We start from the raw sequence: 14,045 nt of genomic DNA on the forward strand, positions 1-14,045 counted from the left end.
CAGTGCTCTTGGTTCCGATACAAGTGCGCTATTCCCAGATGCCTGCCCTAGCTGAGCCGCGTCACCTCAACGCGCAGCACCCCAGCGTTGTTGCCGTACATTTGCCATGCGTCATTGGCAAAGAGATAGAGATACCCGCTTTGGCTCGGCGCGATCTCTGCTTCCTGACCAAGGCAGTGGTATTCGTGATCAGAGACCTCGTCCTCGCTGGTTTGAGTCACCTGCCCGTTGGCGATTGCTCCGATAAGCGCAAACCAAGGCGCGCCATCAATGCGGCGCGAGAACGGCACATCAGCGCTGGCAAATCCCTTGCGCATCCGGATCGCTTTGCGCAGCAATTCGGGAACCGCCGCCAGCGCGTATCCGATCTTGCCCAAATATATCCCCGGATTTGCTCCGTCTGCAGTGGCAGGGATCGATGCATCCTGCCATTGCCCTTTGGCCTTTATCCGGTATCGGGCCCCACGCTCCAAATATACCCCAGTGGTGTTCCAACGCTTGCGCGCCGCCGCGATGGTCTTAGTACTTTGGGCGACGCCCAACACATGGGTGGGCCAATAACTCTTTTCTCCCGGTGGGGGTGTCATGTGCCGCGCAATCACCGAGGCATCAAAACGGGTACGGCTGGTCCAATCGGCCACATCGGCTGCGGCCTCCGACACCTCGGGGACAGCACGCGGCCGGGTGGGACGCAAACGAAACCAGCCCAGATAGGAATTGTGCCGCCGCGCGAACGCATCCGGGTTCATACGCCCCGGTGAGATCTCGCGCAGAGCAAGTCCATTGGCCTGCGCCTCTTGCAGCATCCATTCCAGCGTCAGATCCCCAAGGCCGCTATCGGCGTAGCTGCCGCCGACATCGCCGTGAACCCCGGGAAACCAACGCTGTTCGACATCCTGCCCCCGCGCCCAATCTGTCCAGAGCGTCGGGGTAAAATCCTTGCGCCGCTCATCCATGGCCAGCGCATGGCGCGCGCATTCCACATTGCGGCCCAATGTGGTGTCGCCAAACTCATGTTTGAGCACATCCCCAAAGAGCAGCCGCAACAGCCCCTTGTCATCCGGAATGCCCAGCGCACCGACCGTGTCCCAAACGCCGATGAACCGAAAACCGATATCTGCTGTCTCGTTGTGGAACCGGACGGACACCGGGCGCTCTTCCAGAAACTGCTTCTGAAGCCCTGCCTTCTCGTTTCCTGCTTTGCGCGCCTGATAGGTCCGCATCAAACGCTTCACCACCTCCCAGCTGTCCTCATAAGGCGACAGATGCGCGGGGCGTAAATCAGCAAGTCCCACTTTTGAGACCATCCCCGCAAGGCTCCGTACCGTGTAGGCCCCCCGGCTGAACCCAAACAGATAGATCTGATCGCCCGGCTCATAGGTCTCGGCGAGGAATTTGTAAGCACTCATGATGTCATCTTCGAGCCGGAGCCCAATGGCCCCTCCCAGCATGCGTCGCAATAGTCCGCCGGATGTGCCGACCCCGCGCCGGTAGTAATCGATCTGTTCGATCCCATCATGACCGGTTCGGGCCACCAGCGAATGCAGCTTCGCCACATTGGTCGGTGTCGGCACGCCTCCGGTGTGCTGATCTGCGGTGTTCCATGTGCCATCACAGCAAATAATCAATCGGCGCATGATAAAATCCCCCTATGGTTCAATCTCGCCCCAAGTGCCGCGCACTCATCACGACCCCGAGGCTGCCTCAAATTATGTCTAGCGTAACATGGACGCGATCCTCGCCAATGTGAGAAATCCGCTGTTCTCGCGCATAACTCATGACTGCCTGGTGACGGATAGTGATTGACCGCCCCGGTCCCTTTCGACATGAGAGACCTCATGCTTAGGATCGATAACATTACCTATTCCGTCGAAGGCCGCCCCCTTATGGAGGAGGCCTCTGCCACTATCCCAACCGGTCACAAGGTCGGTGTCGTGGGCCGCAATGGCACCGGCAAATCCACCCTGTTCCGCCTGATCCGCGGAGAGCTTGCGCTGGAGACCGGTTCCATCACCCTGCCCTCTCAGGCGCGGATTGGCGGAGTGGCACAAGAAGTCCCCTCGTCGGACACATCCCTGATCGATACGGTGCTGGCAGCCGATACCGAACGTGCGGCGCTGATGGCCGAGGCCAACACAGCAACCGATGGCACCCGCATTGCGGAAATCCAGACGCGGCTTGTGGATATTGACGCATGGTCCGCCGAGGCCCGCGCCGCCTCGATCCTCAAGGGGCTTGGCTTTGACGATCAGGACCAGCTGCGCCCCTGTTCCGATTTTTCCGGCGGCTGGCGGATGCGTGTGGCGCTTGCTGCGGTGCTCTTTGCACAGCCCGACCTGCTGCTGCTGGACGAGCCGACCAACTACCTCGACCTTGAAGGTGCGCTTTGGCTCGAAAGCTATATCGCGCGCTATCCGCATACGGTGCTGATCGTCTCTCACGACCGCGGGCTTTTGAACCGGGCGGTGGGGGCAATCCTGCATCTGGAGGATCGCAAGCTGACGCTCTATCAGGGCACCTACGACACCTTTGCCGAAACCCGCGCCGCACGCATCGCCGTGGCACAATCCGAGGCGCGCAAGCAGGAAACCCGCCGCGCCCATCTGCAAAGCTTCGTGGACCGCTTCCGCGCCAAAGCCTCCAAGGCGAAACAGGCCCAGTCCCGCCTGAAGATGATCGAGAAGATGAAGCCGATCTCGACCCCGCAAGAGGCCGCGCTGCGGGCGTTCACCTTCCCGGAACCCGAAGAGATGTCACCACCGATCATCCAGATCGAGGGCGGTGTCACCGGCTATGGCGACGTGGAGATTCTGAGACGCCTCGACCTGCGCATCGACCAAGATGACCGCATCGCGCTTCTGGGCAAGAACGGTCAGGGCAAATCCACCCTGTCCAAGCTGCTCTCGGACCGGCTGCCGCTGATGGCGGGCGAGATGGTGCGCTCCTCCAAGCTGCGCATTGGCTATTTCGCCCAGCATCAGGTGGACGAGCTTTATGTGGACGAGACCCCGATCGATCACCTGCGTCGCCTACGTCCCCATGAGGCACCCGCAAAATGGCGCACGCGTCTGGCGGGCTTTGGCCTGCTGGCCGCGCAGGTCGAAACCGCAGTCGGGCGGCTGTCCGGTGGTCAAAAGGCCCGCCTCAGCCTGCTTTTGGCGACGCTCGATGCGCCCCATATGCTGATCCTCGATGAGCCGACCAACCACCTCGATATCGAAAGCCGCGAGGCGCTGGTCGAGGCACTCACCGCCTATAGCGGCGCGGTCATTCTGGTCAGCCACGATATGCATTTGCTGAGCATGGTGGCGGATCGGCTCTGGCTGGTGTCCGACGGCACCGTTGCGCCCTATGACGGCGATCTCGACAGCTATCGCGAAATGCTGCTGATGCGCGACAAACCCGCCCGCAAAGCGGAGGCAAAAGCCGCGTCCAAGCCAAAGCCCAAGCGCGCCAGCCGCGATCAGATCCTTGCCCTGCGCAACGAGGTCCGCAAGGCCGAGGCCCGCATCGAGAAGCTGACCGAGATGCAGGACAAGCTGGACGAAAAGCTCGCCGATCCGGAGATCTACGAGTCGAGCCGTGCCGGTGACCGGGCGGTCTGGCAGAAAAAACACGCCGAATGCATGGACGCGCTGGACCGCGCGGAGGAACTGTGGATGAAGGCACTCGAGAAACTGGAGGTCGCCGAGGCGCAATGATCGACACCGCGTTCCTGATCACCTCATTTGTGACGCTCTTTGTGATCATTGACCCGATCGGGTTGATGCCGGTGTTTCTGGCGTTGACCCAGGGCATGACCAGCAAGCAACGCCGCGCCATCGCCATTCGTGCCTCCATCACAGGGGTCGGCATCCTCGCGGTCTTTGCGCTGTTTGGCGAAAGCGTTCTGGGCTTTATCGGGATTTCCATGCCGGCCTTCCGCGTCGCAGGCGGTATTCTCTTGTTCCTCACCGCGCTCGATATGCTGTTTGAGCGCCGCACCGCGCGTCGTCAGCACCAGGGCGACGAGATCGCCCCCGAGGATGATCCGTCGGTCTTTCCCATGGCCATCCCACTGATCGCGGGGCCCGGTTCCATCGCCACGGTCATCCTTCTGACCGGGCAGCATCCGGGCATCGAGGGCTTTGCCTCGGTGATGGCCATTGTGGTGGCGGTGATTGCGCTGATGCTGGGGATGTTTTCGATTTCGGGCCTGCTGGAGCGCCTCTTGGGTCCCGTCGGCATCAATGTGGCAACCCGGTTGCTGGGCATGCTTCTCGCCGCGCTTTCGGTGCAATTCGTGCTGGAAGGTCTGCGCGCCTTTGGCTTTGCCAGCTAGACATAGGTGCGGTGAACACCTACCTCCCTGATATGGAGGACGAAGACCGATGAATTCAGACGATATCGGACAGCTGATCTATCTGGTCCTGCTGCTACTGGCAGTGGGATCATGGGTCTTTGTGCAAAACCGTCAGACCCTTGGTAAAACCGCGCAGCAATTGCTGGTCTGGGTTTTGATTTTCCTCGGTGTGATTGCCGCCTACGGCCTCTGGGACGATATTCGCGCAACGGTCATGCCGCAACAGGCCGTGCTCTCTGAAGAAGGCCAGATCTCAGTGCCACGCGCCCGTGACGGGCACTATTATCTGACGCTCAAGATCAACGATAAGCCGGTGGAGTTCCTTGTCGATACTGGTGCCAGCGACATGGTCTTAAATGCCGAAACGGCACAACAACTCGGGATCGACACGGGGTCTCTCGTTTATCTGGGGCGTGCGATGACGGCCAATGGCGAAGTCCGCACCGCGCGCGTGACACTCGAGAGCGTCACATTAGGGCCGATCAGCGATCAAAATGTCTCGGCTTGGGTCAATGAGGGCGCATTGGAGCAATCCCTGCTGGGCATGGGTTATCTTCAGCGTTTCTCTGGCATAGAAATTCGCAACAATGAACTGATCCTCACCCGTTGAAATCGCGCCTCACGGCGGGGGCCTCGGGCGGGGACATTTGGAGTTAGAAGAAACTAGAACCTGCCACACAAACGGCGCGCGTGCGTGCAGCAGGTCCTCTCCTAACACGGCCATCGGCTTCCCAGCCTGTTCCGCAATCCTATCAGTGCGCAAACTGGTTACCGAAACCTTTCTGCATGGCACAACTGACGCTCTTCTAAGGCTAAATATCCCGGGGTGAATTGGCCGCTCGGCCAAGAGGGGCAGCGCCCCCTCATGCCCCGCTTTCGGCCTTTTTCTCCCAGCGCCCGCCTTCTTCGGACCAGTATTGCGCCGCACAGCCTGCCGCCGTCAGCGCCTTCCACTGGCCGCGCGCCTGCTGAACCGCATCCGGATCGGTTCCGTCAAACAATATGCAGACCCGCTCCAGCGTGGAGACTTCCTCGGGCGTCACCTCCGCCCCATCCACGCTCATCACACAGGTGGCATCGTTTGGTGCGTCAGCAGAGGTGGTCAGCAGGATTGGTTGCAGTTTATCATGGGGGCCACCTGCAAGCCCGTGCGGCAGGAATGTCGCATCTCCGCCCAACCAAAGCGTATCATCCAGCCACGCCAACCGCTCGGGGTCGCGTCCACGCACGGCGATACGCCAGCCCGCGCCCCGCGCCTTGTCGAGCAACACAGGCAGCGTTTCCTGCAAGGGCTTGCGGGTCAGGTGATAGAAATAGGCGGCCCCCATTGCAGTCTTACTCTGCCTCGAACTGATCTTGTACCAGACGGCTCAGCGCCATCACGCCCCAACCGGTCGCTCCTTTGGGCGCATAGGCTGTATTGGATTTCACTGAGGCCACACCGGCGATATCCAAATGAATCCAGGGCGTGCCGTCCTTAATGAAGCGTTGCAGGAATTGCGCCGCCGTGATCGAACCCGCCGGGCGACCACCGACGTTTTTCATATCCGCCACATTGGATTTGAGTTGATCGTCATAGGCCTGCCCCAAGGGCATCCGCCACGCGCCTTCGCCTTCGGCCTCAGCGGCCTTGAGGAATGCAGAACAGAGCTTGTCGTCATTGGAGAACACGCCCGCATTGTCATGCCCCAGACCGATGATGATCGCGCCTGTGAGGGTGGCCAGATCGATGACACCGGCCGGTTTGAACCGCTCCTGCGCATACCAGAGCACATCACAGAGCACCAAACGCCCCTCGGCGTCGGTGTTGATGATCTCGACCGTGTCGCCCTTCATGGATTTCACCACATCACCGGGACGGATCGCCGTGCCGGAGGGCATGTTTTCCACAAGCCCCACAAGCCCCACCACATTGGCCTTTGCCTTGCGCAGCGCCAGCGCCCGCATGGTGCCCGCAACAACGCCCGCACCACCCATGTCCATAGTCATGTCTTCCATACCCGTCGCCGGTTTCAGCGAGATACCACCGGTGTCAAACACAACGCCCTTGCCGACCAGCGCTAGCGGGGCTGCATCCTTGTCGCCGCCGTTCCATTTCATCACAACAACCTTGGAGGGGCTGGCAGACCCTTGGCCGACACACAGGAGCGTGCGCATGCCGAGCTTCTCCAGCTCGGCTTCCTCCAGAACCTCCACCTCGAGACCGAGCGAGGTCATGTCCTCCAGCCGCGCGGCAAATTCGGTGGTGGTGAGCACATTTGCGGGTTCGTTGACCAGATCGCGGGTCATATGCACGCCTTCGGCCACCGCCAGAAGCGGCGCAAAGGCGGCTTCGATCTCCTCGGGCTTGTTGTGGCCGATGGTCACGGCACCGGGCGTTTCCGCATCCGCGGATTTATGCGCATCAAAGCTGTAGCTGCGCAGCGCCAGCCCCAAAGCCAGATCGGCGGCGCGGGACATGTTCCCCGCCTTCACCGTCAGCGCTTTGTTGCCACGCGCTTCGGCCAGTTTTGCGCCTGCCTTGCGCGCCTCGATCGCGGTGATGCGACGGGGCAGTACAACAACATGCAAGGCCTCAGCAGCCAGACCCGCAGGCCATGCCAGCGTGATCACCTGACCGGTTTTGGCCTTGGCAAAACCATCGGAGGCGATCAGACGCGCCACCGCGCCCTTGCTCAGACGGTTGGCGCTGCGGGCAGCCTGATCCATTGTGCCTTCGGGCGTGACCACCACGGCCAGATGGCCTTCGATCTCGGCCAGCGATTTCGGATCAAAGGTGGAAAAACGGATCGGGGTGAGCGCGCTCATTCAAATCTCCTGTGGTTGATCTGCTCTTGTCGCCGCTTACGCATCTGGCTGACAGTCCCGTAACAGGTAGCTGTTGGCAATGCTGAATACCAGAGCAGGCAGTGCGCGAATTACAATCCTTGCCGATCAGGCATCTGCCGGGGAAGATTGCAGTTTTCCCCCCCGCACAATTCCTCTAAGGTCCGGCGAACAGTCCGAGCGCAAGATCTATGGGGGGATCGGGTGTCACGATACGACAGATATGTGCTGTCGCAATATCTTTTGTTCTTTGGCTTTTTTGCCTTGATTCTGGTGGCCGTGTTCTGGATCAACCGGGCCGTGAGCCTGTTTGACTGGCTCATTGGCGACGGGCAGAGCGTGTTGGCGTTCCTTGAGATCTCCGCGCTGAGCCTGCCGAACCTTGTGCGTATGGTGTTGCCGCTGGCAGCCTTTGCCGCAACGGTCTGGGTCACCAACCGGTTGAATTCAGAGAGCGAACTGACGGTATTGCGCGCGACAGGGTCTAGCCCCTGGCAATTGGCGCGCCCCGCCATGGCCTTTGGCGTGTTGAGCGCGGCGATGATGTCGGCGCTCAGCCTGTTCTTGCTACCTGCGTCCTTGGCCCAGATGCAACTGCGCGAGGCGGAACTTTCGCGAAGTGTCAGCGCCAAGCTGTTGAATGCAGGTAATTTCTTGCACCCCAGCGCGGGCATTACATTCTTTATTGGCAGCATTGATCCCGATGGGACGCTCAACAATGTATTCCTGACAGATCAACGCGATCCATCGGTGGAAATCACCTACACCAGTGACCGCGCCTATCTGGTCCGCGAAGACGACATGGCGCATCTGATCCTCGTGGATGGTCTTGCACAGCGCAAAGAGGCGCATAATGATCGGCTGTCGACCACGGCCTTTGCCGATTTCTCATATCCATTGGGCGACCTTTCGCCTGCACGCACCATGGGCGCGCGGCCGCTGCGCAATATCCCTACGCTCGATCTGCTCAGGGATCGCGATGAGATCACACAAAACGAGGGCCACAGCGCCGGTGCGCAAGCAGAAGAGCTCCATCTGCGCTTTGCCCGCGCTGCCGTGACCTTTGCGGTGGTGATGATTGGCGTCTCTACCCTGCTGCTTGGTGGCTTTAGTCGCTTTGGTATCTGGAAGCAGGTTCTGGTGGCCTTTGTGCTGCTGATCCTGATTGAGGGCATGCGTGGCGTGGTCTCTGAACCGGTCAGAGACAATGCGCAAATGTGGCCATTGATCTATCTGCCCGCAGCGATTGGTGTGCTGATATCCATGATTTTCCTGCATCTGGCGACACGTCCGCAGGCTCTGGCCCGCTTGAGGCCGCGCCGCAAGCAGGAGACGGCCACATGATCCTAGATCTCTACTACGCTAAACGCTTTTTTCAGTGGTTTTTGGTGATTGCCGCTGTGTTGATGAGCCTTGTTATGCTGATTGACCTGAGCGAGCAGTTCCGCCGTTTCGATGGGCAGGATCTGCAATTCGGGCAATTGCTGGAGCTGACGCTTCTCAACACCCCCGCAGCCCTGAATGAATTCCTGCCGCTGATCATGATCCTCACCACCATTGTTCTTTACGTGGGAATGGCGCGCAGCAGCGAACTCGTGGTCACGCGCGCGCTGGGGCGTTCTGGCATCCGGGCTTTGTTGCCGCCTGTAGTGGTTGCGCTGATCCTCGGTGGGCTGGCGGTGAGCACGCTGAACCCGATTGTTGCGGCCACCACAAACCGCTTTGACTCGCTGTCGGAAAGCTACCGGCAAACTGGCGGCCCGGCGGCTGTGTCGCTGAGTGGCGAAGGGCTATGGTTGCGTCAGGGCGGCCAGAACGGGCAATCGGTCATCCACGCTGCCAACTATCGCGGGGATGCGGAAAACCTGTTTCTCTATGATGTCTCGATCCTGACCTATACTCCGGACGGTGGCCCGACGCGGCGCACCATTGCGGCTGAGGCCCGGCTTGATGGTGAAGACTGGGTACTGCGTGACGCAAAGGTCTGGCAGCTGATCGTTGGCGTCAACCCGGAACGCAGCGCCAAAAGCTATGACGAATTGCGCCTGCCCACCACGCTGACCAATGAGCGCATTCGCGACACTCTTGGCTATGCGGAGGGGATTTCGATCTATGAGCTGCCCCAGACCATCAAGTCGCTCTCTGAGGCGGGGTTTTCGACCACCCGGTTTCAGGTCTGGCTTCAGGTGGAACTGGCACGGCCCTTGTTCTTGGTGGCGATGGTGCTGGTGGGCGCGGCCTTTACCATGCGCCACACCCGCCTTGGGGGAACCGGCATTGCCGTGCTGACGTCGGTCCTGCTGGGTTTTGCACTTTACTTTGTCCATAATTTCGCGCGGATACTTGGCGAAAACGGGCAGATTCCGATTTTGCTGGCCGCGTGGGCGCCGCCAGTGGCCTCGATACTATTGACGATGGGATTGCTCCTGCATGCCGAAGACGGTTGATTTCATAAAAAAGCGGCGAGGAGCGCTGCTGTCCACGGTTGTACCTTTGTGGCTGGGGCTTTTGGCCGCGCCTGCGCTGGCGCAGACCTCGGCTCTGGCATCAGAAGCCGTCGGCGCAGCCCCGGCGATGCTGGTGGCGGATCGGGTTTTTGTATCCCCCGACCGCAAGCTCGTGGCCGAGGGCAATGTCGAAGCGTTTCAGGGCGATATTCGCCTGCAAGCCAATCGCATCACCTATGATCGTCAAACCGGTGTCCTCAATATGGAAGGACCGATCCGCATCGACCAAAGCGGCTCCATCACGGTGCTGGCCAATGCGGCGGAACTCGACAGCGGCTTGCGCAATGGGATTTTGCGCGGCGCGCGCATGGTATTTGACCAGCAGGTGCAACTGGCCGCCCTGCAGATGACCCGCGTTGAGGGGCGGTATTCTCAGCTCTACAAAACCGCCGTCACCTCCTGCCATGTCTGCGAGGACGGAAGCCCGCCCCTATGGCAGATCCGCGCAGAGCGCATCACCCATGATGAAGCCGAACGTCAACTCTATTTCGAAGGCGCTCAACTGCTGATCAAAGATGTGCCGGTGTTCTATTTTCCGGCCCTGCGCCTGCCCGATCCAACACTAGAGCGCGCGGACGGTTTCCTTGTACCGTCGCTCTCCAGTTCCTCAACGCTTGGGCTTGGACTGAAGCTGCCGTATTTTGTGACTATCGGGCCGCACAAAGACCTGACCATCACCCCTTATCTCTCTGAAAAAACCACCACGCTTGATCTGCGCTACAGGCAGGCCTTCCGCAATGGCGATATCGAAATCTCCGGTGCTTTCAGCCGCGACGATATTCAGCCCGATGACAGCCGGGGTTATCTATCGGTACGTGGTGATTTTGATATCCCGTATGATTTCAAACTGGGATTTGATCTCAAGACTGTCTCGGATGATGCCTATTACGCGGATTACGATATCTCGGATACAGACCGCATCCGGTCCGAATTGTCCCTGAACCGGGTCCGGCGTGATCAGTTGATCGAAGGGAAGATCTACAATTACAAAACTCTGCGCGATGCCGAAAATCAGGATTTCATCCCCTCTACGATCCTGACCGGTACATTTGAACAGCGCCTGTTTCCCAAATATGTCGGCGGCGAATTACGTCTGCGGCTGAATGCAGCGCAATTCACGCGAAAGTCCTCGCTGGATGCCACGCTTGCGGATGCCAACGGACGCGATATGAGCCGCGTCTCCGCCGATGCCACATGGCTGCGCAGCTGGATTTTGCCTTGGGGCGTCGAATCCATCTGGACTGCAGGCATCGGTATCGACAGTTTTGCGCTCTCTGATGATGCAGCCTTTGACAATGACGCCACCCGCGTGACCCCAAAGGCCGCATTGACCCTGCGTCGCCCGATGACCCGCCAGACCGCCTCCGGTGCGGTGCAGGTGCTGGAACCGATCGTGCAATTTGGCTGGACCAATGTGAACGGCGACGACACGCCAAATGAGGCCAGCAATATCTCGGAATACGACCAAGGCAACCTGCTTGCTCTCTCACGTTTCCCGGAAACCGATGTGCGCGAAGACGGCGATACCCTGATTTACGGCGTGAATTTCGCGCATTTCGACACCACCGGCTGGTTTGCAACTGGCACCATCGCCCAGATTCATCGCGACCAAGCGCAGTCAGGCTTTACCTCTTCTTCGGGATTGGACGGACGAAACTCCAACGTGCTTGTGGCCGGTCAACTGGGTCTGCGCAACGATCTGACCCTCACGGCGCGCACCCTATTTGACGAAGAATGGTCGGTAACAAAGGCAGAGTTTCGCGGCGATCTGGAGCGCGATCGGGTCTCGCTTGCGGGCAGCTACTTGTGGCTGCAGGCCGATCCTGCGGAAAACCGCGTGCAGGAAACCTCGGAACTGTGGTTTGACGGCGCCTATGACCTCAACCAGATTTGGCGTGCAAGCGCCAATATGCGCTATGACATTACCGATGGGCGCGCGACCCGTGCAGGCCTTGGTCTCACCTATCGCAATGAATGCGTGACCCTCGACCTATCGCTCAGCCGTCGCTATACCTCGACGACAAGTGTTGAGCCATCAACAGATTTCGGATTTACACTGTCGCTCAACGGCTTTTCCGTAAAGAGTGGCAATACAACAAGCAGGCGATCATGCAGCAATACGTAAACTTCCGCCAGATTCCGCTGGCCCTGATCAACTGGACCCGTCAGGCAACCTGCGCAGGCGGGCTGGCACTTGCGGTTGCATTGACGCTCCCCGCCGCCGATGTCGGGGCGCAGGGGCTGTTTTCGCCCGTTATCACCGTCAATGAGGATGTGATCACCACCTACGAGCTGCAACAGCGCGCCCGTTTCCTCACAGTGCTGGGCTCTGTTCAGGGTGATCCGCTGGAAACCGCCCGCAACGATTTGATCGAGGATCGCCTGAAACGTCAGGTCATGCGCGAAGTCGGGCTGACGCTGAGCGAAGACGAAATCACCGAAGGCATGCGTGAGCTGGCGCAGCGTGCCAATCTGTCGCTCGAGGAATTCCTTTCTGGCCTGCGTCAGGCAGGTGTGGACCCGGAAACCGTGCGAGATTTCACCTCTGCCGGACTTGGCTGGCGCGAATACATTCGCGGCCGCTTCCTTGCGCAGGCCCGCCCGTCCGAGGCCGAAATTGACCGCGCCATGGGAACGGCGGGCACCGGTAGTGTGCAGGTGCTTCTGTCGGAAATCATCCTGCCACTCACCCAGGAAAACGCGGCGCAAATTCAGGAACTTGCCACTCAGATTTCCGAACTGAAGAACGAGGCAGCCTTTACCGCATCTGCCGCGCAATTCTCCGCCTCCGACAGTAGCGCCAATGGCGGGCGTCTGCCGTGGATGTCGCTCAGCCGACTGCCGCCACAGCTGCAAGAGGTTGTGCTTGGGCTGGAACCCGGCCAGATTACCCAACCTCTGCCCATGCAGGGCGCGATTGCAATTTTCCGCATGCGCGGTCTGCGCGAGGTCGACGGGCGCAGCGCCAGCTTTGCGGCGATTGATTACGCCACCTATCGCATTCCCGGCGGGCGCAGCGCCGAGGCTCTGGCACGCGCCACAGAGCTTCGCAATGAGATCGACACCTGTGATGATCTTTATGGCATCAACAAAGATCAAAACCCGGACATCCTATTCCGTGGCAGCAAAGCGCCTAATGACATCCCACAGGATATTGCGCTGGAACTGGCACGGCTGGACGCCAATGAATCCTCGGCAACCCTCACCCGCGACAATGGCCAGACCCTGCTGTTCGTCATGCTCTGCGGTCGCACCAGCGAATTGGTTGCCGCACAGGAAAACGCCCGCGCATCGGTGGCAAACGCATTGGTGCAGCAGCGCCTCAACGATCTTGCCGAAAGCCATGTGGAACAGCTGAAAGCCGACGCTCGGATCGAGATCCAATGACACCAACGCCGCAGGTGATTGCGCTCTCCTGCGGCGAGCCTGCGGGGATCGGACCGGAAATTGCCGTCGCCGCATGGGATCATCTGCGCGCCGACTGTCCTTTTGTCTGGATCGGTGATCCACGCCACCTGCCTGAGCACACGCAATGGCAGCAGGTAGATGCGCCTGCGGACGCACGTGATGTCTGCGCAACCGCCCTGCCCGTCATTCCGCTCGCATTTGCAGGCGATGCCGCCAAAGGCCGGGCTGATCCTAAGAATGCCGCCGGGGTGATCCAGTCCATTGAAACCGCGGTTGGCTTGGTCACCTCCGGGCAGGCCTCTGCGGTCTGTACCGCTCCGATTCACAAAAAAGCGCTGATTGATGGGGCGGGTTTCTCTTATCCCGGCCATACCGAGTTCCTCGCCGCGCTCGCAGGCGTGGATCATGTGGTGATGATGCTCGCCAGCGCGCAGCTGCGCGTGGTACCGGCGACCATCCATATCCCCCTGAGCGCCGTCCCAATGGCCCTCACACCCGCCCTCCTGCGTCAAGTCATTACCATCACCGCAAACGGCCTGCGCGATCAGTTTGGCCTCACATCCCCGCGCATCGCCGTCACGGGCCTGAACCCCCATGCGGGCGAAGGCGGCGCCATGGGACAGGAAGAACTCGACTGGATCGCGGATCTGATCGCTGACATGCAACACGAAGGCCATGCTCTCACCGGCCCCCACCCCGCCGATACATTGTTTCATGCAGCGGCCCGGCAACGCTATGACGCAGCGATCGCAATGTATCACGACCAAGCGCTGATCCCGATCAAGACGCTGGATTTTGACAAAGGCGTCAATGTGACCCTTGGTCTGCCTTTTATCCGTACCTCTCCGGATCACGGCACCGCTTTTGACATCGCAGGCCAAGGCCTCGCTACCCCTTCAAGCCTCATTGAGGCACTGCGTCTTGCACAATCCATGGCGGCCACGCACGCGGGCTGACCTGCC

11 protein-coding genes are annotated in these 14,045 nt (G+C 60.0%); 8 read left to right on the forward strand and 3 right to left on the reverse strand.

Annotation, left to right across the window (positions count from 1 at the left end):
• Positions 1–47: 47 nt before the first annotated feature.
• Positions 48–1,637, reverse strand: a complete 1,590-nt coding sequence (locus QNI81_RS08190; RefSeq protein WP_283966194.1) for a T6SS phospholipase effector Tle1-like catalytic domain-containing protein — start codon at positions 1,635–1,637, stop codon at positions 48–50.
• A 201-nt stretch (positions 1,638–1,838) separates the two neighbouring features.
• Between QNI81_RS08190 and QNI81_RS08195 the strand changes: the two genes are divergently transcribed.
• From QNI81_RS08195 to QNI81_RS08205, 3 genes are read left to right on the forward strand one after another with little or no spacing between them, the layout of a single operon-like run.
• A complete protein-coding gene (locus tag QNI81_RS08195; RefSeq protein WP_283966195.1) occupies positions 1,839–3,701 on the forward strand; it encodes an ABC-F family ATP-binding cassette domain-containing protein in 1,863 nt (620 codons plus the stop codon).
• Positions 3,698–4,321: a MarC family protein gene (locus QNI81_RS08200; RefSeq protein WP_005613274.1), complete on the forward strand. Its 624-nt coding sequence runs from the start codon at positions 3,698–3,700 to the stop codon at positions 4,319–4,321. Before QNI81_RS08195 ends, QNI81_RS08200 begins: the two co-directional genes overlap by 4 nt.
• A 49-nt stretch (positions 4,322–4,370) precedes the next feature.
• A complete protein-coding gene (locus QNI81_RS08205) occupies positions 4,371–4,952 on the forward strand; it encodes a retropepsin-like aspartic protease family protein (protein ID WP_283966196.1) in 582 nt (193 codons plus the stop codon).
• Positions 4,953–5,205: 253 nt separating this feature from the next.
• On the opposite strand, the gene QNI81_RS08210 is transcribed toward QNI81_RS08205, so the two are convergent.
• Positions 5,206–5,670: a DNA polymerase III subunit chi gene (locus QNI81_RS08210; protein WP_283966197.1), complete on the reverse strand. Its 465-nt coding sequence runs from the start codon at positions 5,668–5,670 to the stop codon at positions 5,206–5,208.
• A gap of 7 nt (positions 5,671–5,677) precedes the next feature.
• A complete protein-coding gene (locus QNI81_RS08215) occupies positions 5,678–7,150 on the reverse strand; it encodes a leucyl aminopeptidase (RefSeq protein WP_283966198.1) in 1,473 nt (490 codons plus the stop codon).
• A 222-nt stretch (positions 7,151–7,372) separates the two neighbouring features.
• Between QNI81_RS08215 and lptF the strand changes: the two genes are divergently transcribed.
• From lptF to pdxA, 5 genes are read left to right on the forward strand one after another with little or no spacing between them, the layout of a single operon-like run.
• Positions 7,373–8,512 carry an LPS export ABC transporter permease LptF gene (gene lptF / locus QNI81_RS08220; RefSeq protein ID WP_065330012.1) on the forward strand — a complete coding sequence of 380 codons (1,140 nt, stop codon included), beginning with the start codon at positions 7,373–7,375 and terminating at the stop codon, positions 8,510–8,512.
• On the forward strand, positions 8,509–9,615 hold the full coding sequence (lptG, locus tag QNI81_RS08225) for an LPS export ABC transporter permease LptG (RefSeq protein WP_009179244.1): 1,107 nt from the start codon (positions 8,509–8,511) through the stop codon (positions 9,613–9,615). Before lptF ends, lptG begins: the two co-directional genes overlap by 4 nt.
• Positions 9,599–11,800, forward strand: coding sequence for an LPS-assembly protein LptD (locus QNI81_RS08230; protein ID WP_283966199.1), 2,202 nt, complete (start codon positions 9,599–9,601; stop codon positions 11,798–11,800). Before lptG ends, QNI81_RS08230 begins: the two co-directional genes overlap by 17 nt.
• The gene (locus QNI81_RS08235; protein ID WP_283966200.1) at positions 11,785–13,062 is read left to right on the forward strand and encodes a peptidylprolyl isomerase; all 1,278 of its coding nucleotides are present in this window, start codon (positions 11,785–11,787) and stop codon (positions 13,060–13,062) included. Before QNI81_RS08230 ends, QNI81_RS08235 begins: the two co-directional genes overlap by 16 nt.
• Positions 13,059–14,039, forward strand: a complete 981-nt coding sequence (gene pdxA / locus QNI81_RS08240) for a 4-hydroxythreonine-4-phosphate dehydrogenase PdxA (protein WP_283966201.1) — start codon at positions 13,059–13,061, stop codon at positions 14,037–14,039. Before QNI81_RS08235 ends, pdxA begins: the two co-directional genes overlap by 4 nt.
• Positions 14,040–14,045 lie beyond the last annotated feature (6 nt).

The organism is Tritonibacter sp. AK171 (genome assembly GCF_030127025.1).
Taxonomy (GTDB): domain Bacteria; phylum Pseudomonadota; class Alphaproteobacteria; order Rhodobacterales; family Rhodobacteraceae; genus Epibacterium; species Epibacterium mobile.